The organism is Mycobacterium gastri, assembly GCF_002102175.1.
Classification (GTDB): domain Bacteria; phylum Actinomycetota; class Actinomycetes; order Mycobacteriales; family Mycobacteriaceae; genus Mycobacterium; species Mycobacterium gastri.
The window spans coordinates 86528-112337 of sequence record NZ_LQOX01000147.1 but is presented as its reverse complement, the minus strand read 5'-3'; the positions used below and the strand labels follow the sequence as shown (position 1 = coordinate 112337).

The following is a 25810-nucleotide window of genomic DNA, read 5'->3' as shown; positions in this document are numbered from 1 at the left end:
CTAACCGTTGCGCCCTTCCACCGCTACGCTTTCGCTACGTTTTTGGGACCGTGGCCGCAGGGGGTCGGCGGCGGGTACTGCTGCGGCGGTACCGCACCAAACGCTACGGTTCTGCCGCGCAGAAGTATTGCAAGCCGTAACGGTTTGCGCAATGGGTTAGCCCGCTTTGGACGCCGGGCCGCCGTCATGAGCACCTTCTCTTCTGAATCTAAGGCCAGGTGACGGCGCATATCGGCGGGGTATGGAGGACTCGCTCGAGGTAGCCGTAGCGCGCTTCGGCAGGGGCTACTGACTCCAACTGTTGCACTGCAACGGTTCGTGCTATACGCTACTGCTCGGGAGGCTACCGACCTGCAACGCTTTAAGAGGAGCGCAACGATATGACCGCAACGGCTCTGTACGAGGTCCCGCTGGGCGTCTGCACGCAGGACCCCGACCGCTGGACAACGACACCCGACAACGAGGCCAAGGCGATGTGCCGGGCCTGCCCGCGGCGCTGGGCGTGCGCCCGGGACGCCGTCGAATCCCCGGGCGCGGAAGGTCTTTGGGCCGGTGTGGTAATTCCTGAGTCAGGCCGGGCCCGGGCGTTCGCGCTGGGTCAACTGCGGTCGCTGGCGGAGCGCAACGGTTACCCCGTGCGCGAACGGGTGGTCGCGCAATCGGCATAAGACTGCCGCGATCCGAGCCGCTGCTTCGAGGGGTCTGCGGTGCGGTGGGCGGTCAGTCGTTGCCACACGTAGACAGCGCGAGAAATCGAAAGATTTCTCGCGCTGTTTTCGTATCAGCTGCCCGCCGGCAAGCGGCAAAGACGGCCACTCTGAGCGTGATTCGACGACCCACCGTCCCGGGCCACCCGGAGTGACCCGGCTCGTCGGTGCGATGATGCCGGTCGCAAGGGAGGTGGTGCATCCGGTACATCGGTGAGGAAAGCGTGCACGCACCGGCTGCACGAGTATGGGAACTGCTCGTCGACGTCGAGGGCTGGCCGGCCTGGATGAAGTCCATGCGCGAGATAGAGCACATGAAACCGGTCCATTGACCGTGGGCAGCCGGTCCCGGGTGAGCCAGCCGAAAGGTCGACTGATGGTATGGACGGTCACCGAACTGCAGCCTATGCACCTTCACCTGGGCGGCAACCCAGCCCGAACCCCAGCCACGTCTTTCGATCGAGGCGGTGCATCGCATCGACGAAGGCGGGAGCGGCGTGCGAACCACGTTCGAATTGATCACGACCGGACCATTGGCGTGGCCGGCCGGTCTCACCGCGGGTTCGCGTGTTCGCTCGTCTGTCGACATGGAAAGCAACGGCCTGAAACGGGCAGCCGAGTCGGGCTGAGCCCGCCGGCGAGTCAGTGCGCCGGAGTCGCCGCCTCAGGGCGCGGGGCCCGGCGCTCGTCGGGCCGTGATGCGAAGTACTCCATGATGATCGCCGCGATTTGCAGAAATTTCAGCCGAGTCGCCGGCGCCAGCTCGTGGCACACGTCGATGACGCCGCCCGGCCTCAGATGTGGATCAAAGGGCACCTCGACCACCCGCTGCCCGTGTTCGACGAACTCGCGGGCAAGCACCGAGCGGGTGCGTTTGTCGGAATGGCCATCGGAGTCGTTGAGCACCACGATGCTGCGCCGCAACAGATCCGTCAGCCTGCGGTCCGATAGCCACTCCATCGTCTTGGCCGCAGCGGAGGCCCCGTCCGCCCACGGCGAGGACACCACTATCAGCGCATCGAGGTCGCGCAGCACTTCCTGGGTGAGTGGAGCGTCCATCGTCGAACCGCAGTCGATCACCGAGATCGCGAAATGGCGGTCCAGCCGCAGCGCGGCCTCCCGGTAGATCGCAGGGTCGAGCACCCTGCGCGCCCCGGCCATCGGTTCGCCGGGCAGCACGTGCAGGCCCACGGAGTTACGGCCCAGCCGAGCGACTATGTCGGCGAACGACTGCAGGTCTTTGGCTGCGGTCAGATCCCAGAACGACCCATGCGCGGCCGGATCGATCCTGCTGCTCAACCGGCCGAAGGCAGTATCGGCGTCGATCGCCACCACGCGGTCCTGCCGGCGCAGTTCGGCGAAGATGGATCCGATGCTGGCCGCGACCGAGGTCTTGCCGACGCCGCCCTTGCCCAGGACGCCGACCTTGTGGCCACCGGGCAAGGCGGTCCGAATCGCGACTTCGAAATCGGCTGCCTGGCGTTGCGCGGCGGACGGACCGGGATTGATCAGGCCGAAGGACACCACCCGAACGAGGCGTCGCAAGCCGTGGTCGGCGTATCCGCCCCCGGAACCGGTTGCCGGTCTGACGGCGCGCTCGGCCCGAACACCCGGTGGGACCGGGACATCGGATGGTGCGGATTGCGGCGGTTTCGGTGCCGGATCGGGCGGTGCCGGCGGGCGCATCGGCGGGCGCGGCGGCATCGCTGACTGCGGTGTGTCCGGTCGTGGCTGCGCCGGTCCGGGAGGGCGCGGGGGTTGGGCTGAAGCCGGTGGCGGCGAGCCAAATGCGAACGCCGGCGGATGCGGTGGCTGAGATGTCGGTGGGCGCGGCGGGGCGGGGGGACGCGGGCCAGACACGCGAGGAGGAGCCGGCCGCTGTGGGGGCGCCGGCGGATGCGGTGGCTGAGGCGCCGGTGGGCGCGGCGGGGCGGGGGGATGCGGCCCAGACGCGCGAGGAGGAGCCACCGGAGCCCGCGATGGCGCCGAATGCGGAAGCCCGGACCGCGGACCGGCCTGGCTGCTGCCCAGGCCGGCGGGCGGCGACGGCCGCATCCGGTCCCTAAGGAATTCGTCGCGCTCGTTCATAAGCTCCTCAGTCGAGTCGGACCACCACCGCCGGACGCCGACCAGTATCCGTCCCAGTATCGAGCACCGGGCGGCTGCCTCAGCTGTTGGCCCAGGCTCGTTCACGGCCGGTTTTAGACTCCTATTAGTATTGTGCAAACTCGACGGCGAACCACCCGGACACTGCCCGCAGCGCTGTCCTCGGGCCGTCGACACCAGACCCGGCGGTTTCCGCATCATGGCTGCCATGCTTTATCACCGAGTTTGTTACCGGTGTGACGGCTGTGCGAGCGGCTGATCGTGGTGGCAGCGGGTGCTGGCGGGCCGCCCCAGCAAATTAGTCTAAGCAGTTGCTGTGGCCACCGGTGGCACTTCGGAAGCGGGTCAAGGCCGCGGTTTCACGGTTCCAAAAACGGCAGGTGAGGATGTCGTCGGAGGCCGGTCCCGCAGCACCTACGGCACGGGCGGCGGCCGGGTTACCATTGAGGAAGTTGGCATGTCAGGCGGGTATTGTCATATCGTTTTACGACTTGTCGAGATCGGTACCGAGGCACCGTTCAGCGCTGCACGGACGAATCCCCGGCCTGATCATTCCGCTTGACGGACAGCCTGTCGACAAGACCGGAGGGGTCAACGCCCGCAACGTCACGGCATGGCGCCGTCGGAGCTGCTGGTAAGGCCGCGCAGGAAAGTCTGCTGAAGGGTTAGGTGGGTATGGCGCCCAAGCGCGTCGGGCTATACAACCCCGCGTTCGAACACGATTCGTGCGGGGTAGCCATGGTCGTTGACATGCACGGCCGGCGTAGCCGCGACATTGTGGACAAGGCGATCACCGCGCTGCTCAACCTCGAACACCGCGGTGCTCAGGGCGCCGAGCCGCGCAGCGGTGACGGCGCGGGCATCCTGATCCAGGTTCCGGATGCCTTCCTGCGGGCGGTCGTCGATTTCGAGCTGCCCGCCGCGGGCAGTTACGCCACCGGCATCGCGTTCCTGCCGCAGTCGTCGAGGGACGCCGCGACGGCCTGCGCCGCGGTGGAAAAGATCGCCGAGGCCGAAGGCCTACAGGTGCTGGGCTGGCGGAACGTGCCCACCGACGACTCGTCCCTGGGCGCCCTGTCCCGCGACGCGATGCCCACCTTCCGTCAGGTGTTCATGGCCGGCGCTTCCGGTATGACGCTGGAGCGCCGTGCCTACGTGATTCGCAAGCGCGCCGAGCATGAACTCGGCACCAAAGGCCCCGGCCAGGACGGCCCCGGCCGGGAGACCGTCTACTTTCCCAGCCTGTCCGGCCAGACGTTCGTCTACAAGGGCATGCTCACCACTCCGCAGCTCAAGGCGTTCTACCTCGATCTGCAGGATGACCGGCTGACCAGCGCCCTGGGTATCGTCCACTCGCGGTTCTCCACCAACACCTTCCCGTCCTGGCCGCTGGCGCATCCGTTCCGGCGTATCGCCCACAACGGCGAGATCAACACGGTCACCGGCAACGAGAACTGGATGCGGGCCCGCGAGGCGTTGATCAAGACCGACATCTTCGGGTCCGAAGCCGATGTCGAGAAACTGTTCCCGATCTGCACCCCCGGGGCCTCCGACACCGCCCGCTTCGACGAGGCGCTCGAGCTGTTGCACCTGGGCGGGCGCAGCCTGGCTCACGCGGTGCTGATGATGATCCCCGAGGCGTGGGAACGCCACGAATCGATGGACCCCGCGCGGCGGGCGTTCTACCAGTACCACGCCTCTTTGATGGAACCCTGGGACGGCCCGGCATCGATGACGTTCACCGACGGCACCGTCGTGGGCGCGGTGCTGGACCGCAACGGCCTGCGCCCTTCGCGGATCTGGGTCACCAAGGACGGCCTGGTGGTAATGGCCTCCGAGGCCGGCGTACTGGACCTCGACCCGTCGACGGTGATCCGCCGAATGCGGTTGCAGCCGGGCCGGATGTTCCTGGTCGACACCGCGCAGGGCCGTATCGTCTCCGACGAGGAGATCAAGGCGGAGCTGGCCGCCGAGCACCCGTATCAGGAATGGCTGGACCGCAACCTGGTTCCGCTGGACAAGCTGCCGGCGGGCAAGTACGTGCGGATGCCCCACGACCGGCTGGTCATCCGGCAGCTGACTTTCGGCTACACCTACGAAGAACTGAACCTGCTGGTGGCGCCCATGGTCCGGACCGGCGCGGAGCCGATCGGGTCGATGGGCACCGATACGCCGATCGCCGTGCTGTCCCGGCGTCCCCGGATGCTGTACGACTACTTCCACCAGTTGTTCGCCCAGGTGACCAACCCACCGCTGGACGCCATCCGTGAGGAGGTGGTGACCAGCCTGCAGGGCACCACCGGCGGCGAACGCGACTTGCTGAACCCGGACGAGAACTCCTGTCACCAGATCGTGCTGCCCCAGCCGATTCTGCGTAACTATGAGCTGGCCAAGCTGATCAACCTCGACCCGGACACCGAGGTCAACGGGCGCCCGCACGGCATGCGGTCCAAGGTTATTCGGTGTCTGTACCCGGTGGCCGAGGGCGGTAGCGGGCTGGCGGCCGCGCTGGCCGAGGTGCGTGCTCAGGCGTCGGCAGCGATCGCCGACGGTGCGCGGGTCATCATCTTGTCCGATCGCAACTCCGACGAGAAAATGGCGCCGATACCGTCCCTGCTGGCGGTGGCCGGCGTCCACCATCACTTGGTGCGCGAACGAACCCGGACCCATGTCGGTCTGGTCGTCGAATCCGGTGACGCCCGCGAGGTTCACCACATGGCGATGCTGCTGGGCTGCGGGGCCGCCGCGGTCAACCCCTACCTGGCCTTCGAATCCATCGAAGACATGCTCGACCGGGGCGCCCTGGAAGGACTCGGGGACGGTGTCGACCGCAAGAAGGCGCTCAACAACTACATCAAAGCCGCGGGCAAGGGCGTGCTGAAAGTGATGTCCAAGATGGGCATTTCGACGCTGGCGTCCTACACCGGCGCGCAATTGTTCCAGGCCGTCGGCATCTCCGAGGACGTGCTCGACGAATACTTCACCGGGCTGACCTGCGCTACCGGCGGCATCACCCTGGACGATATCGCCGCAGACGTTGCCACCCGACACGCGCTGGCCTACCTGGACCGGCCGGACGAACGGGCGCATCGCGAGCTCGAAGTGGGCGGGGAGTACCAGTGGCGCCGGGAAGGTGAATACCACCTGTTCAACCCGGAGACCGTGTTCAAGCTGCAACACTCCACCCGCACCGGGCAGTACAAGATCTTCAAGGAGTACACCCGCCTGGTCGACGATCAGAGCGAGCGGATGGCCTCACTGCGCGGCCTGCTCAAATTCCGCGCGGGCGTGCGGCCCCCGGTGCCGCTGGAGGAGGTCGAGCCCGCCAGTGAGATCGTCAAGCGCTTCGCGACCGGGGCGATGAGCTACGGCTCGATCTCCGCCGAGGCACACGAGACGCTGGCGATCGCGATGAACCGGCTGGGTGCCCGCTCCAACTGCGGCGAAGGCGGGGAGGACATCCGGCGATTCGAGCGCGACCCCAACGGCGATTGGCGCCGCAGCGCCATCAAGCAGGTCGCCTCGGCCCGTTTCGGGGTCACCTCGCACTATCTGACCAACTGCACCGACATCCAGATCAAGATGGCCCAGGGCGCCAAACCCGGCGAGGGCGGCCAGCTTCCGGGTCACAAGGTATACCCGTGGGTGGCCGACGTCCGGCACTCCACACCCGGGGTGGGCCTCATTTCACCACCGCCGCATCACGACATCTACTCCATCGAGGACCTGGCACAGCTGATCTATGACCTCAAGAACGCCAACCCGTCCGCACGGGTGCACGTCAAGCTGGTGTCCGAAAACGGGGTCGGCACCGTGGCCGCGGGTGTCTCCAAGGCGCACGCCGACGTGGTCCTGATCTCGGGGCACGACGGCGGTACCGGGGCGACCCCGCTGACGTCGATGAAGCATGCCGGCGCGCCGTGGGAACTGGGCCTGGCCGAGACCCAGCAGACGTTGCTGCTCAACGGGTTACGCGACCGGATCGTGGTCCAGGTGGACGGCCAGCTCAAGACCGGTCGCGACGTGATGATCGCCGCGCTGCTCGGCGCCGAGGAATTCGGCTTTTCCACCGCGCCGCTGGTGGTGGCCGGCTGCATCATGATGCGGGTGTGCCATCTGGACACCTGCCCGGTCGGCGTTGCCACCCAGAACCCGGTGCTGCGGGAACGGTTCACCGGCAAGGCCGAATTCGTGGAGAACTTCTTCATGTTCATCGCCGAGGAAGTGCGGGAATACATGGCGCAGTTGGGTTTCCGCACTTTCAACGAGGCCGTCGGCCAGGTGGGATCGCTGGACACCACGCTGGCCCGGGCTCATTGGAAGGCGCACCGCCTGGATCTGACGCCGGTGCTGCACGAGCCGGAGTCGGCGTTCATGAACCAGGACCTGTACTGCAGTTCGCGCCAGGATCACGGCCTGGACAAGGCGCTCGATCAGCAGCTGATCGTGATGAGCCGCGAGGCGCTGGATTCCGGTTCGCCAGTTCGCTTTTCGACGACCATCAGCAATGTCAACCGCACGGTGGGCACCATGCTCGGTCACGAGGTGACCAAAGCCTATGGCGGCCAAGGCTTGCCGGACGGCACCATCGACATCACGTTCGAAGGGTCGGCCGGCAACAGCCTCGGTGCGTTTGTGCCCAAGGGGATCACATTGCGTATCTACGGCGACGCCAACGACTACGTCGGCAAGGGCCTGTCCGGTGGCCGGATCGTGGTGCGGCCGTCCGACAACGCGCCGCCGGACTACGTCGCCGAGGACAACATCATCGGGGGCAACGTAATCCTGTTCGGCGCCACCAGCGGCGAGGTTTTCCTGCGTGGCGTGGTCGGGGAACGGTTCGCGGTCCGCAATTCCGGTGCGCATGCGGTGGTCGAGGGTGTGGGCGATCACGGGTGCGAGTACATGACCGGCGGCCGGGTCGTCATCCTGGGTGCTACCGGCCGCAACTTCGCCGCCGGTATGTCGGGCGGAATCGCCTATGTATACGACCCGCGCGGCGAACTGCCCGACAACCTCAACACCGAGATGGTCGACGTCGAGACGCTCGACACCGATGATGCGGACTTCCTGCAGGGCATCATCGCGGCGCACGTCGACGCCACCGATTCACCGGTGGGCCAGCGCATTCTGGCTGACTGGCATGGGCAGCAGTGGCATTTCGTCAAGGTGATGCCGCGGGACTACAAACGGGTGCTGCAAGCCATCACCGAAGCCGAGCGTGACGGAGTGGATGTGGACAAGGCGATCATGGCGGCTGCGCATGGCTGACCCGACCGGCTTCCTCAAATACACACACCGGAAATTGCCGAAGCGGCGGCCGGTTCCGCTGCGCCTGCGCGACTGGAAAGAGGTCTACGAGGAGTTCGACAACGAGACGTTGCGTCAGCAGGCGACTCGTTGCATGGACTGCGGTATTCCGTTCTGCCACAACGGCTGTCCGTTGGGCAACTTGATCCCGGAATGGAATGACCTGGTGCGCCGGGGCCGTTGGCGCGACGCGATCGAACGGCTGCACGCCACCAACAATTTTCCGGACTTCACCGGGCGGCTGTGTCCGGCGCCGTGCGAGCCGGCCTGCGTGCTCGGCATCAACCAGGATCCGGTGACCATCAAGCAGATCGAGCTGGAGATCATCGACAACGCCTTCGACGAAGGCTTCGTTGAGCCACTGCCGCCGCATACGCTGACCGGCAAGACGGTTGCCGTCGTCGGTTCGGGCCCGGCCGGTCTGGCCGCCGCTCAGCAGCTCACCCGTGCGGGACACACGGTGACGGTGTTCGAGCGCGACGACCGGATCGGCGGCCTGCTGCGCTACGGCATCCCCGAGTTCAAGATGGAAAAGCGTGTACTGGATCGGCGGCTGGACCAGATGCGGGCCGAAGGGACCGAGTTCCGCGCCGGCGTCAATGTCGGCGTCGACATCACCGCCGAGCAGCTGCGCGCCGAGTTCGATGCGGTGGTGCTGGCCGGCGGCGCCACCGCCTGGCGCGAGCTCCCCATTCCCGGCCGTGATCTGGATGGCGTCCACCAGGCGATGGAATACCTGCCGTGGGCAAACCGGGTCCGGGAGGGTGATGACGTCCTGGGACCCGATGGGCAGCCGCCGATTACCGCTAAGGGGAAGAAGGTGGTCATCATCGGCGGTGGCGACACGGGTGCCGACTGCCTGGGTACCGCGCACCGCCAAGGCGCGGTCAACGTCCACCAGTTCGAGATCATGGCGCGCCCGCCGGACAGCCGGGCACCCTCGACCCCGTGGCCGACCTACCCGCTGATGTACCGGGTCTCGGCGGCCCATGAAGAAGGCGGCGAGCGAGTGTTCTCGGTCAGCACCGAGGAATTCGTCGGTGACGACGGGCACGTGACCGCGCTCAAAGCGCACGAGGTGGCCATGCAGGACGGCAAGTTCGTCAAGATCGAAGGCTCGGACTTCGAACTCGAGGCGGATCTGGTTTTGCTGGCGATGGGATTCGTCGGCCCGGAGAAGCCCGGTCTACTCAACGATCTCGGGGTCGAGTTCACCGACCGCGGAAACGTGGCGCGCGGCGACGACTACGAAACCTCGGTTCCGGGTGTGTTCGTGGCCGGTGACATGGGTCGGGGCCAGTCGTTGATCGTGTGGGCGATCGCCGAAGGCAGGGCCGCGGCTGCCGGTGTGGACTGCTATCTGATGGGCTCCACCGCGCTTCCGGCCCCGATCAAGCCCACCGCTGTGCCGCTTCAATAACCACACTAGTAACACTAGAAACACGCCGTTGATTGCTCGGCGAGTCGCTCACTGTTTGCCAGACGCCGGGTGTCTAATGGGGCTCTGTGGGCTCCGTCACAGCGATGCGTTGTGGAGTTCCGCCCGAGTTGTCCGATCGCAGGGAGTGTCGCTGTGCGTAGCAACCCAGTACCCCGGTCACGGGTGGGGCGAATCGCCTGGTCGTGGTTTCGTCACCCGGTAAAGAGTCACGAGTTTCCCGCCAGGAACGAGCGTCTGGCCACCGCTGAAGAGTTGCTGCGCTTCGCGATGTGATCGCCAGCTGGTTGCCCCCGCTCGGGTGCAACGCGTTTGCTCGACGATATCGAATTGTTATCTGGGCCCGGATTACGAAAGCAGCCCCGATTCCCGGATGGCCTCCGCCAGCGGCTGCAGGACCGCCGGGTCGTGGGGTGGGGCGATATAGACGATGCCGAGGTCCAGACCTTCGGCTGCCAGTGCCGCCGCTGCGTCGACGACCGGCCGGTAGTCGCGTTCCGGGACCAAGCGCAGGTGGGCCGACAGCGTGATCTCGTTGGGATCGCGACCGATGTCGGCGCAGTGTGCGGCCAGTACGTCACGCTTGCGGGCGAACTCCTCAGGCGGACCGCCGACGAAGTTCCAGTGCTGGGCATAGCGCGCGGTGATCCGCAGCGTCCGTTTTTCCCCGCTGCCGCCGATACAGATCGGTGGGTGCGGCCGCTGCGGGCCCTTGGGTTCGTTGCGGGCGTCCTTGAGCTGGTAGTACTTGCCGTCGAAATTGGTGGTCTCCTGGCTGAGCAGGCCGGTGAGCACGGCGCACGCTTCCTCGAACCTGTCGAAGCGTTCCTTGATGCTGCCCAGCTCGATGCCGTAGGCGCCGGACTCTTCCTCGTTCCAGCCGGCGCCGATACCCAATTCGAGCCGTCCGTTGGTGATGATGTCCAGGGCCGCGGCCATATTGGCCAGCACCGCCGGGTGCCGGTAATGGATGCCGGTGACCAGGGTGCCCAGCCGCAGCCTCCGGGTGGCCTGCGCGAGTGCGGTCAGCGTCGTCCAGCCTTCCAGGCACGGGCCGCTGGGGTCGGAAAAGATCGGGTAAAAGTGATCGAACGTCCATCCGGATTCGTAGACGTCGATGTCGTCGGCTTCCTGCCAGACCGCCAGCATCTGCGCCCACGTGGTGTTTTGCGGTGAGGTCTTGAATGCGAATCGCATGAGGCCGACGGTAGTCCAGTGCCCAGAAGCGCAACTACACTCGAGGCAACGATGTGCTACGCCCCGGGAATCGACACCAAACTGACCCTGCTGGCGGCCGGACTGATCTTCCTGTTGGCGCTTGTCCTCGGGGTGTGGAAGTACCGGCAGATCGTGGTCTCCGATGACCGCCGGGCGCATGTTTACGTCGACATCGCTCACCGGGCGGCGCTGCTCTACGCGTTTGCGACGCTGTTGATCGCGGTCTTCGTCGAGCTCAGCGCCTGGCCGGCGTGGCTCAACCTGACGGCGGCGATGGTGGTGGTGTTCTTTTTCGTCGCCGCGATCGGCAGCTATATCTGGCATGGGGCCCGGCGCGACACCGAAAACCAATTCGACCCTCCGGCACCGGGAACCCGGCTGGGGATGGCCCTGCTCATTCTCGGCGAAATAGGCGGTTTCGCCGTGGTGTTCGCCGGCTTCATCGTGGGGCAGTTGAGTTAGATGGATCCGGTCACCGCGCTGCGCCAGATCGCCTACTACAAGGACCGCAGCCGTCATGACCCGAGGCGCGTCATGGCGTATCGCAACGCCGCTGACGTCGTCGAGAAACTGGATGACGCCGCGCGCGAGCGGCACGGTCAGGCCAACAGCTGGCAGTCGCTGCCAGGCATCGGGCCGAAAACCGCCAAGGTGATCGACCAGGCGTGGTCCGGCCGCGAACCGGACCTTCTCATCGAATTGCGTTCTGCCGCTGAGGATCTCGGTGGGGGGGCGGTCCGCACCGCGCTGCGGGGCGATTTGCACCTGCATTCGAACTGGTCGGACGGGTCGGCGCCGATCGAGGAGATGATGGCCACCGCGGCCGGCCTGGGCCATGAATACTGCGCGCTGACCGACCATTCGCCGCGGCTGACGATTGCCAACGGCCTGTCCCCGGAGCGGTTGCGTCACCAACTCGACGTCATTGACGAGCTGCGCGACAAGCTCGCCCCGATGCGCATCCTCACCGGCATCGAGGTCGACATCCTGGAAGACGGCAGCCTCGACCAAGAGCCGCAGCTGCTGGACCGGCTCGACATCGTGGTGGCCAGCGTGCACTCGAGGCTGGCGATGGATGCGGCCGCGATGACCCGGCGGATGGTCCGCGCAGTCTGCAACGGCCACGTCGACGTACTGGGCCACTGCACGGGCCGGCTGATCTCTGGCAACCGTGGTATCCGGCCCGAATCGAAGTTCGACGCGGAGGCGGTGTTCACCGCCTGCCGCGACCACGGTACCGCGGTAGAGATCAACTCCCGCCCCGAGCGTCGGGACCCGCCGACGCGCCTGCTCAACCTCGCCTTGGAGATCGGTTGCGTGTTCAGCATCGACACCGACGCCCACGCGCCCGGCCAGCTGGATTTCCTGGGATACGGTGCGCAGCGTGCTCTCGATGCCGGTGTGCCGGTCGACCGCATCATCAACGCCTGGCCGGCCGAGCAGCTGCTGGCGTGGGTGTCAGTCCGGTAGCCTCGACATCTCCACGCCCGGGTCGCGGCCAATCAGCACCGCGCGGGTCAGCGCGGATTTGCCGAAGCGGCGCCGGATCTGGTCCACTGCCTGGTCTAGGGCCTAGGACGTCCGGCGGGTCGAACCCGGCGCGGCATTCATGACGCGATCACAACCGTGCGGAACCGGTTACGCCACGATTGACCGCGGGGATCAAGGCCCCTGGCCGTAGATGCTGCTGACCCAGATGTGCACCAGCGTGTCCAGCACGTGCGCTTCCGGGACGCACGGCTGTTCGGCGGCAAAGGACGCGAACAGCGTCCGTTCGTTCATCAGATTGAGCGCGGTGGCCAGGTCCAGGGCGGGCACGGTGACCGGCGCGGCGCCGCGGTCGCGTTCGGTCTCGATCACCTCGGCGGTGTAGGAGATCCACTTCTGCATGAACGTCGACCACAGGTGCCGGACCTCGCCGCTGGTTGCCCGGGCGGCCTGACCGGCCCGGGTGACCGCCTTATGCGAACCGAATGTCTCGAAGAAAACGTTGATCCCGGTGCGCCACATGGTGTCGCGGTCGGCGTCTGGGGCCTGGATCAGGTTTTCCAGCGCGGTGTCGGCCTCGGTGACCACCCGGTCCAGCAGCGTCAACAGCACCGCTTCCTTGGACGGGAAATAGAAGTAGAACGTCGGCCGCGATATTCCTGCCCCCTTGGCCAGGTCGTCGACCGAGATGTCGGCCAGGGGACGATCTTCCAGCAGCTTTTCAGCGGTAACCAGGATGGCCAGTTCTCGATCGTCTCCGGATGGCCGCGCCGTGCGCCGGCCGCGATGCAGCGACGCCTGACCGGTCGGGGAAGAGGCCACGACCCGCAGCTTACCGTGTGTCGATAATTTCGACACTACGTTGACGCATTCAACATCGCGTTGATAACGTGGTTCCATGACCGAGCACCTTGACGTCGTCATCGTGGGGGCGGGTATTTCCGGCGTGAGCGCGGCCTGGCATCTGCAGGACCGCTGCCCCACCAAGAGCTACGCCATCCTGGAGAAGCGGTCCGCCATGGGCGGCACCTGGGACCTGTTTCGCTATCCCGGCATTCGCTCCGACTCCGATATGCACACCCTGGGCTTCCGGTTCCGCCCCTGGACCGAGCGTCAAGCCATTGCCGACGGCGAGCCGATTCTCGAGTACGTCAAGGGCACCGCGGCCATGTATGGCATCGACAAGCACATCCGGTTCAACCAGAAAGTCGTCAGCGCCGACTGGTCGACGGCCGAAAACCGCTGGACCGTCAACATCGAGACCAATGGCACCCGCAGCCAGCTCAGCTGCTCGTTCCTGTTTCTGTGCAGCGGCTATTACAACTACGAACAGGGCTATTCGCCGAAATTCCCCGGCGCGGCGGACTTCACCGGTGCCATCATCCATCCACAGCACTGGCCCGAGGACCTCGACCACGAGGGCAAGAACATCGTCGTGATCGGAAGTGGCGCCACCGCCGTCACTCTCGTTCCGGCACTGGCGGATTCGGGTGCCAACCACGTCACGATGCTGCAGCGTTCGCCGACCTACATTGTCTCCCAACCGGACAGTGACAGCATCGCCGACAGGCTCAACCGGTGGCTGCCGGAAAACCTGGCCTATTTCGCGGTCCGGTGGAAGAATGTGTTGCGTCAGGCGGCGGTGTATGGGGCCTGCCAGAAGTGGCCGCGGCGGATGCGGAAGATGTTCATGGGCTTGGCCGCGCGCCAACTGCCCGAAGGTTACGACGTACGCAAGCACTTTGGCCCGCACTACAATCCGTGGGACCAGCGGCTGTGTCTGGTGCCCAACGGCGACCTGTTCCGTGCCATTCGCCACGGGCAGGTCGAGGTAGTCACCGACACCATCGATCGGTTTACCCCTTCCGGAATCCGGCTGAATTCCGGACGTGAACTTCCGGCCGACATCATCGTCACCGCAACGGGTTTGAACCTACAACTCTTCGGCGGGGCGACCGCCTCCGTCGACGGAGAACCGGTGGATCTCACCAAGACGATGGCCTACAAGGGCATGATGCTGTCCGGGATTCCCAATATGGCGTACACGGTCGGCTACACCAATGCCTCGTGGACGCTGAAGGCCGACCTGGTGTCGGAGTTCGTCTGCCGTGTGCTGAACTACATGGACGCCAATGGATTTGACACGGTGATGGCCGAACATCCGGGTCCGGATGTCGAGGAACGGCCGTTCATGGAATTCACCCCCGGCTACGTACTGCGCTCGATCGACGAACTCCCGAAGCAGGGCTCGCGAAAGCCGTGGCGGCTCAATCAGAACTATCTGCGCGACATCCATCTGATCAGGCGGGGCAGGATCGACGACGAAGGGCTGCGCTTCTCCAAAAAGCGTGCCCCCGTGCGGGTTTAGGTTTTCACCGGGAGACGACGACAATACCGTCGTCGTCGCTGTAGAGGACTTCGCCCGGCACGAATGTCACGCCACCCAGGGTGACGTCGACGTCGCGTTCCCCGGCGCCGGTCTTGGTGCTCTTACGGGGATTGGTGCCCAGCGCCTTGATGCCGATGTCGATGCCGCGCAGTGCGACGGAATCGCGTACCGCACCGTGTACCACCAGGCCCGCCCAGCCGTTGGACCGCGCCAATTCGGCGATCACATCGCCGACCAGCGCGGTGTGTAACGAGCCGGCGCCGTCGATCACCAGCACGCCGCCGGCCCCCGGCTGCGAGAGCACGGATTTCAGCAGGGCGTTGTCTTGAAAGCAGCGCACCGTGCTGATCGGCCCGGCGAACTCCGTGCGCCCGCCGAACTGGCGGAATTGCAGGTCGCAGCTGCGCACGTCGGACCCGATGTCGTCGACCAGATCGACCGTCGGCCGAAACGACACGCTGCGCATCGACCTAGTGGCGGCGCAGCTGCCGGACCAGCAGCATTGCCAGCAGGCTTAGCGCGACGGCGACCAGCAGTGGAACGGTGAAGTTGTTCGACGCCTGCTCCAGGTCCCGGGACAGTGGGTCGTTGGCCCGGTCGACGGCTGACTTCGCTTGTGCTGCGGCATCTTTGGCGGCAGCGGCAATTTCGCCATTGGATTTCACGCGCTGCTCGAGTCCGGGCGGCTGGGCGGCCACTGCGGCGGGTGTGGATTCCGGGTTGCCGGCGGGGGTTTTCTTGGCCGGCGCCTTTTTGGCCGGCGCTTTTTTGGCCGGCGCTTTTTTGGCGGGCGCTTTTTTGGCGGGGGCCTTCGCGGCCTTCTTGGCGGGCTGCTTCTTGGCCGGTGGTCTCGGTGTGCCGTCGGGTTCGCCGACGGGTCGATCCTGCGGGTCTGCCATGTGGCCGCTCCTTTGCAGCTTCACTGTTTGCTTGGGGTCGCTCACTGAGTCGCGAAGCACTCGGGTCCCATCATGCCAGGACGCGGTGTGCCGCCATCTCGGCTACCTGTGCGCGCTTACCGGCTACCGCCGCCGCCGTACCGCCCACAGCGCCGCCGCGGCGACCGCGGCTATCGCACCGACCGCGAAAGGCCAGGTAGGCACATCGGCGTCGGTGTTGGCCCGGGCTACCGTCACCGGGTAGCTGTCCTGCCGGTGTGGCCGCCCGGTGACGGCCGGGCCGGTGATCTCCGGCTCGGCGGTAAGCCACCCGGTGCCCGGATGCTGGATGCCGGTCAGGCTCACCCGGGTTGGACCCGCGGATGCGCGGACGGGGTCACCGCTGGCGCCATCCACCATCAGGGGCGCGGCGATCGTCAGGGCGACCAGCAGCACGGCCGCCCATGCGACACCGAGCAGATGCTTCATGATCGCCGGCGCATCTCAGGTCAGCCCCAGCCGGGCCATCAGATCGGCCTCGATGCCGTCGAGCTGTGAGGAGATCGCGGTATGGGCGGCCCGGCGCCGCTGCGCCGGCATGTTCTCCGCGGCTGTGATGGCCGCTGACAGCTCGGCGAGCCGTTCGCTGATGGCCGCGACGAATTGTTTGGTTTCCGCGTCCTTCGGCTTCTTTTCCTGGACCATCCGCAGCGACTGCTCCGACCCCGCGATCCTGGCCGACAGCCGGGCGCCGTGCCCGGAGAATTGTCCAACCTGAGCCAGCGGAACCCCGAGCTGGTCGGCGCGACGCTGGTCGATCAGCCCGCGCGCGGCGATGGCCGCCCGGTATATCACCGGCGCCAATATCGGGGCCAATAGCCGCGACACCGTCAGCGCCCGGCGGATTCGGGTGGGCGACAGCAACTTACCCTCACGCGCCGCTTTGAGCTGGGTCTCGGCGACCTTCAGTGCCGCACGATCGCTGTCCCGCTGCGCCTTGAGCTGCGCCTTGAGGGCCTTGTCCGCCGCCTTCCGCTCGTAGTTGAGGCGACGCGCCGCGTTCTTCGCCGACAGCTTGGCCTCGAACTTGGCGCGGGCCTTGATCGCGCGAGCTTCGGCGCGGCGAATCGCCCGGCTCTTTCGCTTGCGGAACAGGCCCATTCCCGGCCGCCTCCCGGTTCTCGTGGATTATCGCGGTGCGTGCGCGATCGTTGGGCCAACCCTAATCCGCGTTGGGCGTGGGCAACCCGTCAGGTCGGTGGCTGCCGGCTGTTACGCGTCGAGCAGTTCCGCGCGGCGCAGTTCGTCGATGCGGTCCACGATCTCTTGCTGCGCCTGCGCCGACAACCCATGGGAGCGCTCCGCGATGCGGCGTACGCCATCGTCCCGCATCGCGGCCAGCCACTGCAATTCCTTGTCGATTTTCGCGTAGTAGTCGTCGTCGGTGAAGTAGGCCGCCCTGATGCGGAAGAAGTTGGCAAGGGCGGCCATGGTCGCCGACGACGGGTTGGTGCGGTTGCCCGAGCGTAGCTGGGACAGGTAGGGAGCCGACATCGTGATGCCCTCCGCCTTGAGCGCGGCGATCACCTCCGCGGAGGTGTGCGGCCCGCGTCCGGGTGGATACACCGTGTCGAACAGACGGTTCAGGCGGGCAGCGAACGTCGTGCTCATCGATATGACCTCCACCGGGCTGCAAGATCGAACGGTTACCTATCGTTATTTGCTGATCATGGTAGCGACAGTTACGTCCACAACCAAGTGCAAACCTGAGCGGATTGAGTGCCGGCGTGCTGGAGGCACGATCAGGATGCCCTTGACGAGCGTCCAACCGATTCGGTGAGGTGTCTACAGAATGAACGGATTTCACAGGCTATCCGCAGAATACAGCGCGTGGGGGTGCTCGGCGATTCATCGGGCCGGTCGTCCGGGACCGGTGTACGCGCACCTCGGCAGGTGAATGTATTCAATGTCGGGCAACCAAGACCCAATGGCACAGTGCTTGGCTGCTCCTTTGCTGTCGAGGTGCACTGCGGGACGCGGCGCAGACCGGCGGCGTCGTCACCGGCCCACCGGAGCCGCCCGCAAGCGGTCGTCGGCATCGCCGAACGGTACGGGGTCCGGTAGGTGCCGTTCGGCAGCGGTTCAGGGTCGGCGGACCGACCTCGCGGCTACCGCGGAGGCATTGCGGCTCCGCCGAAGGGTTTGCGCTGTAACACCGGCCGCCGCGACGATCGCCACCGCCGCCGTCACGCCGATGGCGACCGAGCGCCACCCGAGCGCGCTGTCGAACAGCATCCACAAGCCGAACAGCAGGAACAGCAGGCTGGCCAGAACATGCAGCAGCTGCTCGGGCAGCCGCTGGTGCAGCAGTAACCCCGCAGCGATTGCCAGCCCGTCGGCCAAGATCATGCCCAGCGTGGAGCCGATCCACACGCCGACCCAGTCGTGATCGCTGGCCAGGGTCACCGTCGCCAGCGTCGTCTTGTCGCTGAGCTCGGCCAGTACGAACGATGACACCACGGTGAGCAGTGCGAACCGTGGCTGGCGCGGTGTCCCGGGCTTGTCGTCCCCCGCCGCGCCCTCTCGCCAGGCCCACACCGCGAAAATCAGGAACGCGATCGCGCCCCCGAAAGCCATTGGCCGCGCCGGCAGGGTGGCGCCCAGGAAGTGGCCGATCGCCACCGAGACCCCGTGCACCGTTAAAGAGGCGATCGCCACGCCGGCCATCACCACCCACCAGCGGAACCGCAGCGCATAGGTCATGGTCAGGAGTTGGGATCTGTCGCCGAGTTCGGCGACGAAAACAACCCCGAGACTCAGCAGTGTGGCTGCGAGCATTTCGGACGACCTTTCGACACGTGGTCGATGACGACGTGGTCATCAAACATCGGTCGAAGGTCTCGCCCACCGTCTGCTCGACGGTTCGCCGGCCGGGCTTTCACCAGTATGTCGACCCGACGATTCGGGGCTACTCCCCTTCGCTAACGATCCCCAGGTTAGCGGGAGGGTTCCGGGCGCGCCAGGGTGCCGACGGAGTTCGGGCAGTCGCATTCTCGAATTCGCGAACCGAAACCAGGGTTTCGAATTTGCTTATGCGGCAAGCAGCATCGCCAGGATCGCCGTGTCGGGATGGCTGATCGGGTCGACACCGACGCGACTCACCATGGACGTGATGGTGCCGTCCGCTTCGGCTTCCACCCAGGCGGCCCGGTGCTCCAGACCCAGGTGCGGCAACCCGGGCAGCAGGACACAGCCCGACGCTGCGCCGGTGCATTCCGGCAGCGACGGCGTTGTCTCCGAGGGCGGATGCAACATCAGCAATGCCGGGGGCTGGTGATCGGCGAAATATCCGGGTCGGATGGCGGATTCGCCGAACACCGTTCCCTCGGCCAGCACCAGGCCGACGGTTCCGGGCGCGGGTTCGTCGGGCAATTCTTCGCGGGCACCGAATACGGTTGTCGTGGAAAGCAGTCCGGGCCACGACGCGACCCGGACGGCGACCATCAGCAGCTGCGCCCATTCTTTGGTCGAATCAGGCCAGCGTCCAGAGATGACAAACCCTTTCAGAGCGCCACGAGAATGAAAGGGAGCAACCCCTATTGGTCTATCTGACCCGGCATTCATCCCGACCTCCGAGATGCCTCCATCCGAAATAACCACGCTGGTAGCTCGAACAACCGTCTAGTTTCAATAATCAAGCATGCGCGGGGATTTGGCGCCGCGCAACCCGACACGGCTAACCCCACGCCACGTTCGCATTGTCATCCAGCTGTCGTCCAGAAGTCGCGATATCGAAACCGGCCAAAGACCAGGGCGCCGCGCAATAGTGCGCGGCGCCCAAGCCCTGAAAAATTGGCGTCAGCCGAAGATCAGGCCCGGCGTTTTCGAGGTGGCCGCCTCGTAACGGGCCTGCACGTCTGCCCAGTTCACGACATTCCAGAACGCTTTGGCGAAGTCGACCTTGACATTCTTGTACTGGAGGTAGAAGGCGTGTTCCCACATGTCGAGCAGCAGCAACGGAATGATTCCGAGCGGAAAGTTCGTCTGGTGGTCGTAGACCTGGAATATCAGCAGCTTGTTGCCGAGAGTGTCCCAGCCCAGCGCCGCCCAGCCCGACCCCTGCACCGTGGTGGCGGCGGCGTGGAATTGGGCACGAAACTTGTCGAACGACCCGAACGCCTCATCAATGGCTGCGGCGAGCTCGCCGGTCGGCTTGTCGCCCCCGTTCGGAGACAGGTTCTTCCACCAGATCGTGTGGTTCACGTGGCCGGCGAGGTTGAAAGCCAAATTCTTCTCGTTCAGCAAGATCGCTGAGTGATCTTCCTTGGCACGCGCCTCTTCGAGTTTGGCGACCGCATCGTTGGCGCCCTTGACGTAGGTGGCGTGGTGCTTACTGTGGTGAAGTTCGTTGATCTGACCCGAGATATGTGGTTCCAGCGCCCCGTAGTCCCAGTCCAGATCGGGCAAAGCGTATTCAGCCACGGCATTCCCTCCTTTTAATCGTCTGACACGTCATTCGCGTGGGTTCCGCCACGCGGCGGGCTGACGTAGTCAACCCTGCTGCATGACCGCGCGCGCCGCAAGAACAGCCCCCATCGGGAACAGCTCGAACAGCTCCCTGGGATTGCCCGGGCGGCGGGGACTTAATACACGACCAGGAGGACCAGCACCGCGAGCAGCGCGAGCGCGATCAGTCCGGCACGAAGGGCGGCGATGATGTACGCGTGGTTCCAGGCGGGCGAGCCGGGGCGCGAATTCGACGGTGGCGTCGACCCCGGACCGTAGGACTGTGTCGCCATCAAACGCCTTCCACCTGCATGGTCATCTCGCCTCAGTGAGGTGAGTCACAATGAACATCGCGTCGGAGATCATAACGCCTGGTGCACAGGTTGAAAAATTTCGCGACGGGCAACCCCGGGCAGGGCCGCCAACTGATGGCCATGTGATGGCAAGACCGCTCCTGCCGGCCGTCGGAAGCGGCTGCCCGCGGCCCCGTGGGTGAGTCGGGCCGGACAACCGCTGACGGCTCGGCCGCCGCTGCGCCGGCAAGTCGCGTGACCAGGCGACGGCGGCGCTTCGCCCGGCGGAGAGCCGCACTTCGCTCGCGGCGCCGTCGGGCTGTCGATCGGCGCGTCCCGGGGGGGCGATGTTATCCACAGTCCGACTCGAACCAGGCCGATAGAGGTGGCATCGAGATGGCCCACCGGCTGTGGATAAAGCTGTGGAAACTGTGGATAGGTCATGGCTACTCCTTGGTAGCTGTCCAGGTCCCTGTCCAGGTTCTGTCGAGGGTCGCACGGGCTGCCTCGTCGGGGGCCCGGGCCGCCGCGGTCCCGCTCTGTCCCGCGCACGCAAGTGCTTCCCCGATCCGGTTTGACGCCGTGCTGTGCCGTGGCGCCGACACGCTATTAGGCTGGTCCGGTGATTCAGGTGTGCTCCCAGTGCGGCACTCGGTGGAACGTCCGCGATCGTCAGCGGGTGTGGTGTCCACGTTGCCGGGGGACCCTGATGGCGCCGCTGGCGGACCCGTCGGCGGGTGACCCGCGGTGGCGTTCGCCGGTGGGCCCGCAGCCGGCGCCTCAGCTCATGCAGCGCACCCCGGCGCGGCTCCCACCCGGGTTTCGATGGATCGCGGTACGCCCGGGCGCCCCGCCGCCACCGCGGACCTGGCGACGATTCCGCGGACCCACGCCACGCTATGCCGTGATGCCGCGGTGGGGTCTGGCGGACCGACTCCCTTCGACCGCACCTTCGCCTGCCGAGATGCCCGAGAAATCCGGGCCGGCCGCACCGACGGTGCGGTCCGTGCTGTTCGCCACGATCGTGGTGCTCGGCATCGCCGCACTGGTCTATGCGGTGCGATACGTGCTGCTCATCGTCAACCGCAGCCTATTGCTGAACTCCCTGGTGGCCGGCGCCGCGCTGTGGTTGGGGGTGCTGGCCAGCATTGCCGCGCTCGTTGCGATGATCGGCTGCTTCGTCGTGCTGATTCGCTGGCTGATCGCTCGTCGGGCCGCCGCCTTCGGGCATCATGGCCTGCCCGAGCACCGCTCGTCGCGGCAGTTGTGGGCCGGCTGCCTGCTGCCGTTGGCCAATTTGTTCTGGGCGCCGGTGTACGTCATCGAATTGGCGGTGGTCGAAGACCACTACCACCGGCTGCGCCGGCCCATCGTGGTGTGGTGGATCGCCTGGGTGGTCAGCAACGCGGTGTCGATCTTCGCCATCGCCACCAGCTTTGCCGGCGACGCCCAGGGCATCGCCAACAACACGGTCATGACGGTTGTCGGCTACGCGCTGGCGGCAGCCGCCGTCTCCGCTGCCGGGCGGGTCTTCGAAGGGTTCGAGCGCAAACCGGTCGAACGGCCGGCACACCGGTGGCTCGTGGTGCCGGACGGCCCGCCCCGGCAACCCGCCCCGCCAGCTGCCGGTGCAGTTGAGCCGCAAAGGCAAGAACCGGCAGCATAATGGGCATGACCTGGGCCGACGAGGTGATCGCCGGGCACCCGTTTGTGGTTGCCCACCGTGGCGCGTCCGCTGCTCGACCAGAACACACGCTGGCCGCCTACGACCTGGCCCTCAAGGAGGGCGCCGACGGCGTGGAATGTGACGTGCGGCTAACGCGTGACGGCCACCTCGTCTGTGTGCACGACCGGCGCTTGGACCGAACCTCGACTGGAGTCGGGCTGGTCAGCACGATGACGCTGGCCGAGCTACGCGAGCTGGAATACGGCGCCTGGCACGAAAGCTGGCGTCCGGACGGCACTCACGGCGACACCAGCCTGCTGACCCTGGACGCGTTAGTCGCGCTGGTGCTGGACTGGAACCGGCCGGTGAAGATCTTCATCGAGACCAAGCACCCCGTCCGCTACGGTTCGCTGGTCGAAAACAAAGTGCTGGCACTTCTGCACCGCTTCGGCATCGCCGCACCCGCTTCCGCCGACCGGTCGCGCGCAGTCGTGATGTCGTTCTCGGCCGCGGCGGTCTGGCGGATCCGCCGCGCCGCGCCGCTGTTGCCGACGGTGCTGCTCGGCAAGACCGGACGCTACCTCGCCAGCAGCGCGGCCACCGCCGTCGGGGCGACGGCGGTGGGACCGTCGCTGCCGGCATTGAAGGACTACCCGCAACTCGTCGACCGTGCGGCCGCCCAGGGACGGGCGGTTTACTGCTGGAACGTCGACGAATACGACGATGTCGAATTCTGCCGTGAGGTCGGGGTGGCGTGGATGGCCACTCACCACCCCGCCCGCACGAAGGCCTGGCTGCAGCAGGGGCGCGCCGGCCAGGCCGGCGGCTAGAGGCTGCCGCCGGCGGCGCGCGGGGCGCCTGAGGCGGACGGCGCCCGGCCCACCTCGCGGGCGACGAAGTTCTCGAGCTCGAACAGGTTGGATCCGGCCCGGTCGGCAATCCGCAGCAGGGTGGACATCAGCGACATCTCTTCGACCTGTTCTTGCAGGAACCACTGCATGAACTGCTCGCCGAGGAAGTCGCCCTCGTCACGGGCCACCGCCGCCAGCCGGCTGACCTGGTCGGTGACGGCACGTTCCTGGTCGAGCGCCAGCGCCAGCGCGTCACGCGGTTTGTCGAACTGGTTTCGGACGGTGTCAACGCCCGGTATTTCGACGCGAAGACCGCGCTCGAGCAGATGTTGCACCAGCATCATCGCGTGGTTGCGCTCTTCGACCGCCTGGCCATAGAAATGCTTCGCCAATTGCGGCAAGTCCTCGCCGTCGAAATAGACCGCGATCGCAATATATTGCTGCGCGGTAGTGAATTCGTTGAAGATTTGCTCCTGCATTAGCGCATGGAATTTGGTCTTGTGTCCGTCGTAGTCAGTCATGAAGCCAGGTTAGTGCAGGTAGAGCGTGGTCCGCAACGAAGGCATCACTTAGTGAGGAAAGCATTTCCTAACTGTTCCGAGGCCATCAATAACCCTCTTTATCAGGCCAGGATTGCCTAACCAAATTAATCCTAATAGAGCATTATTGCGGGTGGCCGTAGCGCAAACGATGCGTGACCTCTCTGGGGATCTGATTTGGGGCCGAAACTTCCGAGACTTCCAAGGCTTCCTCGCGCCGAGCGTGAACCGTCGCGGGATCAACGTTCGACGCGTCCTGCACACCGGGTTAAGTGATTATGGTTGCCCGTCGAGCGCGGAAGCCGGCACGGGAGCATCCGAAGCGAGCGCGTCGAACAATTCCCGGGCCGCGTCGTGGTTCCATACCACCACCGAGCCGACGTCGCTGTCGGTGAACGCGCCGATCGGAACCGTCAGCGCTGTGGTGTGTCCGTGCAGCGCCCATCCCAGGCGGGCCAGGTCGAAGACATGGGTGCCCTGGTCGACGGTCAGCGCCGCGGTGGCTGCGTGTGGCACCGCATACCAACGCCACGGGTTCAGCCAGACCGCGGGGCTGCCGGCACGGTGCAGCAGCGCTGCCATGAACTGGCGTTGGTTGAGCATCCGGTCCAGATCGGCCCGCGGTGTCGCACGAGATCGGACGTAACCCAACCCTCGTCGGCCGTCCAGTTGTTGGCAGCCGGCCGGAAGGTCGATACCGGCCAGCGGATCGCGGATCGGCTCGCTCAGGCACATGTTGACCCCGCCCAGCGCGTCGACCAGCTCGGCGAAGCCGCCGAACCCAACCTCGGCGTAATGGTCGACGCGCAAGCCGGTGGCCTGCTCAACCGTCTGCACCAGTAAGGGCGCGCCACCTGTGACGAAGGCGGAGTTGATCTTGTCGCGACCGTGACCGGGTATCGGCACCGAGGAATCGCGCGGTATCGACACCAACGTCGTCGGGGTGCTCGATCCGAACCCCGGCACATGCACCAGCAGGATGGTGTCGGTGCGTCCGGTGCCGACGTCGCCGCCGGTGGCGAGGTTCTGCTGTTGCTCGGCGGTGAGGTCCTGGCGGCTGTCGGAGCCGACGAGCAGCCAATTCGTGCCGCGGCCGCTTCCCGGGCGATCGGCGTAGTCGCTGAACACCGGCTCGCGGCGCAGAGATGTGTCCAGCCACAGCGCACCGCCGAGGATGCCCGCCCCGGCCAGTAACAGAACAACCAGCACACTGAGCGCCACGATCCTGCCCCAGCGCCGCCTGATCCGCTTGCGGCGCGGCTTCGGCGTTACCGGCCGCGGGGGCGGAGCCGACGCGGTGGGACCGTGCTGCCGTCCGGGCCGGACTGGCCGGACTGGCGAGTCAGTGGTCGCTGGTGCGGGTTCCGGTTCGGGCCGGGGTCTGCCCGGTGGCCGCGGTGGCGGGTTGTCGCGACGGATGACCTGTGACGGCTCCGCCGGCCGTTGATGCACCGGTCTTCGGGGTCCCCCGGGCTCCGGTGATCGATCGCCGTTCACCTGGACAACGTACGTGGCCGGACCCGACGATGCAGCCGGCCGCGAGGGCGTGCTAGGAAGCGCGGCGCCGGCGGGCGCGCAAACCGTTGACGAAGGGGCACCCCATCAACATCCGGATGGCCTGCCCCAGCCCGTTCATGTCGTCAACCGGCCGGTGGAACGGCAGCCGGATGTCACGGTCGCCGTCGTCGCCTTCGACCCGAAATTGCACGCCGTACCGGTCGAGGCCGAGGGGACGGATCGGGCCGCGTCGCCATTGGGCCGGCAGCCGGGACACCAACCGGGCAACCACGTCGCCATGGACGGTCGTCAGATGCCACAGCAACGTCGATTCGATCTCGCAGAACGGGTCCGGCCGGGCTGCCAGCAGGTCAGCGACACTGACCGGCGAGGCTCCGGTGGTGTCGGTCACGACCACCGATTCGGTCTCCAGCCGCAGCAATGCGTACCGGCTCTGCTGCCGGAGGGCGGGGCCGGATCGGGGAGTCTCGACCTGCAGGAGGGCCGGGTCCGGGTTCTCGGTGGCGATCGTGTCCACCACCGAGCTAACCGCTCCCCACGGGACCCGCTGCAGGCGGCCGCGGATCCACACCAGGGATCGGACCGGCTCCCGGACCGGCAGCGGGGCGTAGTCGGTGAGCTCCAGCAAAGCCTGAGATCCGCAGCCGAGCCCGTAACCGGTCACGGCGGCGCGGTCAGCGGGAACCGCCACGGCGAAGGAACCGTCGGACATCAAGTGGTGCAGCGGCGCGGCCATCGGTTGGTCGGGCTCTACCGCCAGCAGGCCCGCGCCGGCCCGGGCGCACACAGTGCGAATGCGCTCGGCCGTCGTGGGCGTCGGGCTGGTGATCGGAAACATCGCAGCGACTCCTCGGAATTAGGTAAGCCTAACTTAAGCCACCTGCCTCGTTCGTCGCAAGGACC

Annotated in this window: 23 protein-coding genes and 1 pseudogene; 9 read left to right on the top strand and 15 right to left on the bottom strand. The window is 66.2% G+C overall.

Translation table 11 applies throughout. The features are described 5' to 3' along the window. Nucleotides 1-380 precede the first annotated feature (380 nt). Both AWC07_RS24360 and AWC07_RS29920 read left to right on the top strand, forming a co-directional pair. Nucleotides 381-668: a WhiB family transcriptional regulator gene (locus AWC07_RS24360; protein WP_023368915.1), complete on the top strand. Its 288-nt coding sequence runs from the start codon at nt 381-383 to the stop codon at nt 666-668. 263 nt (nt 669-931) lie between these two features. Further along, nucleotides 932-1039, top strand: a complete 108-nt coding sequence (locus AWC07_RS29920) for an SRPBCC family protein (RefSeq protein WP_425271272.1) — start codon at nt 932-934, stop codon at nt 1037-1039. 310 nt (nt 1040-1349) lie between these two features. Here AWC07_RS29920 and AWC07_RS24355 read toward each other — a convergent pair whose 3' ends face one another. Then, nucleotides 1350-2411 (bottom strand): MinD/ParA family ATP-binding protein, encoded by a 1062-nt coding sequence (locus AWC07_RS24355; protein ID WP_139829860.1) that lies wholly within the window; start codon nt 2409-2411, stop codon nt 1350-1352. A 1077-nt stretch (nt 2412-3488) separates the two neighbouring features. On the opposite strand from AWC07_RS24355, the gene gltB reads away from it, so the two are divergent. Together gltB and AWC07_RS24340 are read left to right on the top strand one after the other, a co-directional pair. Further along, nucleotides 3489-8084, top strand: coding sequence for a glutamate synthase large subunit (gene gltB, locus AWC07_RS24345; protein WP_036410979.1), 4596 nt, complete (start codon nt 3489-3491; stop codon nt 8082-8084). Then, nucleotides 8077-9543, top strand: coding sequence for a glutamate synthase subunit beta (locus AWC07_RS24340; RefSeq protein ID WP_036410980.1), 1467 nt, complete (start codon nt 8077-8079; stop codon nt 9541-9543). Before gltB ends, AWC07_RS24340 begins: the two co-directional genes overlap by 8 nt. Before the next feature lie 366 nt (nt 9544-9909). Here the strand turns inward: AWC07_RS24340 and AWC07_RS24335 are convergent, their stop codons facing one another. After that, entirely contained in the window at nt 9910-10758 is an 849-nt protein-coding gene (locus AWC07_RS24335) for an LLM class F420-dependent oxidoreductase (RefSeq protein ID WP_036410981.1), read from the bottom strand. Nucleotides 10759-10809: 51 nt separating this feature from the next. Between AWC07_RS24335 and AWC07_RS24330 the strand changes: the two genes are divergently transcribed. Both AWC07_RS24330 and AWC07_RS24325 read left to right on the top strand, forming a co-directional pair. Continuing rightward, on the top strand, nt 10810-11241 hold the full coding sequence (locus AWC07_RS24330; protein ID WP_036410982.1) for a hypothetical protein: 432 nt from the start codon (nt 10810-10812) through the stop codon (nt 11239-11241). Continuing rightward, nucleotides 11242-12249, top strand: coding sequence for a PHP domain-containing protein (locus tag AWC07_RS24325; RefSeq protein ID WP_036410983.1), 1008 nt, complete (start codon nt 11242-11244; stop codon nt 12247-12249). Nucleotides 12250-12441: 192 nt separating this feature from the next. Here AWC07_RS24325 and AWC07_RS24320 read toward each other — a convergent pair whose 3' ends face one another. After that, on the bottom strand, nt 12442-13089 hold the full coding sequence (locus tag AWC07_RS24320) for a TetR/AcrR family transcriptional regulator (protein WP_036410993.1): 648 nt from the start codon (nt 13087-13089) through the stop codon (nt 12442-12444). 76 nt (nt 13090-13165) lie between these two features. Here AWC07_RS24320 and AWC07_RS24315 point away from each other — a divergent pair, with 76 nt between their 5' ends. Further along, nucleotides 13166-14635 (top strand): flavin-containing monooxygenase, encoded by a 1470-nt coding sequence (locus AWC07_RS24315; protein ID WP_036410984.1) that lies wholly within the window; start codon nt 13166-13168, stop codon nt 14633-14635. Nucleotides 14636-14639: 4 nt separating this feature from the next. On the opposite strand, the gene rraA is transcribed toward AWC07_RS24315, so the two are convergent. The 9 genes and pseudogenes from rraA to AWC07_RS27830 form a co-directional block, all read right to left on the bottom strand. Next, nucleotides 14640-15122: a ribonuclease E activity regulator RraA gene (gene rraA, locus AWC07_RS24310; RefSeq protein ID WP_036410985.1), complete on the bottom strand. Its 483-nt coding sequence runs from the start codon at nt 15120-15122 to the stop codon at nt 14640-14642. 4 nt (nt 15123-15126) lie between these two features. Further along, nucleotides 15127-15555: an Rv3852 family protein gene (locus AWC07_RS29435; protein ID WP_036410986.1), complete on the bottom strand. Its 429-nt coding sequence runs from the start codon at nt 15553-15555 to the stop codon at nt 15127-15129. Between the two features lie 123 nt (nt 15556-15678). Next, a pseudogene (locus AWC07_RS27220) lies at nt 15679-15783 on the bottom strand (LPXTG cell wall anchor domain-containing protein); the annotation flags it as partial. Nucleotides 15784-16038: 255 nt separating this feature from the next. Then, nucleotides 16039-16695, bottom strand: coding sequence for a DUF6474 family protein (locus tag AWC07_RS24295; protein ID WP_036410987.1), 657 nt, complete (start codon nt 16693-16695; stop codon nt 16039-16041). Nucleotides 16696-16806: 111 nt separating this feature from the next. Next, entirely contained in the window at nt 16807-17205 is a 399-nt protein-coding gene (locus tag AWC07_RS24290) for a hypothetical protein (RefSeq protein WP_036410988.1), read from the bottom strand. 471 nt (nt 17206-17676) lie between these two features. Further along, nucleotides 17677-18372: a TMEM165/GDT1 family protein gene (locus AWC07_RS24285; protein WP_036410989.1), complete on the bottom strand. Its 696-nt coding sequence runs from the start codon at nt 18370-18372 to the stop codon at nt 17677-17679. Nucleotides 18373-18624: 252 nt separating this feature from the next. Further along, nucleotides 18625-19158 (bottom strand): hypothetical protein, encoded by a 534-nt coding sequence (locus AWC07_RS24280; protein WP_023368897.1) that lies wholly within the window; start codon nt 19156-19158, stop codon nt 18625-18627. A gap of 234 nt (nt 19159-19392) precedes the next feature. Beyond that, complete coding sequence (locus AWC07_RS24275) at nt 19393-20016, bottom strand: superoxide dismutase (RefSeq protein WP_036410990.1); 624 nt, start codon at nt 20014-20016, stop codon at nt 19393-19395. A gap of 161 nt (nt 20017-20177) precedes the next feature. Continuing rightward, nucleotides 20178-20333, bottom strand: coding sequence for a hypothetical protein (locus AWC07_RS27830; protein WP_167380130.1), 156 nt, complete (start codon nt 20331-20333; stop codon nt 20178-20180). 622 nt (nt 20334-20955) lie between these two features. On the opposite strand from AWC07_RS27830, the gene AWC07_RS24270 reads away from it, so the two are divergent. Beyond that, a complete protein-coding gene (locus tag AWC07_RS24270) occupies nt 20956-21999 on the top strand; it encodes a DUF4328 domain-containing protein (protein ID WP_139829858.1) in 1044 nt (347 codons plus the stop codon). Nucleotides 22000-22004: 5 nt separating this feature from the next. Then, nucleotides 22005-22829 carry a glycerophosphodiester phosphodiesterase gene (locus AWC07_RS24265; protein WP_036410997.1) on the top strand — a complete coding sequence of 275 codons (825 nt, stop codon included), beginning with the start codon at nt 22005-22007 and terminating at the stop codon, nt 22827-22829. On the opposite strand, the gene AWC07_RS24260 is transcribed toward AWC07_RS24265, so the two are convergent. The 3 genes from AWC07_RS24260 to AWC07_RS24250 all read right to left on the bottom strand — a co-directional run bounded on the left by AWC07_RS24260 (nt 22826) and on the right by AWC07_RS24250 (nt 25745). Further along, complete coding sequence (locus AWC07_RS24260) at nt 22826-23371, bottom strand: ferritin (RefSeq protein ID WP_085105264.1); 546 nt, start codon at nt 23369-23371, stop codon at nt 22826-22828. The two genes, AWC07_RS24265 and AWC07_RS24260, sit on opposite strands and share 4 nt — an antisense overlap. 294 nt (nt 23372-23665) lie before the next feature. Continuing rightward, nucleotides 23666-24886 (bottom strand): LCP family protein, encoded by a 1221-nt coding sequence (locus tag AWC07_RS24255; RefSeq protein WP_036417744.1) that lies wholly within the window; start codon nt 24884-24886, stop codon nt 23666-23668. Between the two features lie 52 nt (nt 24887-24938). Continuing rightward, nucleotides 24939-25745: a DUF2470 domain-containing protein gene (locus AWC07_RS24250; protein ID WP_036417746.1), complete on the bottom strand. Its 807-nt coding sequence runs from the start codon at nt 25743-25745 to the stop codon at nt 24939-24941. Nucleotides 25746-25810 lie beyond the last annotated feature (65 nt).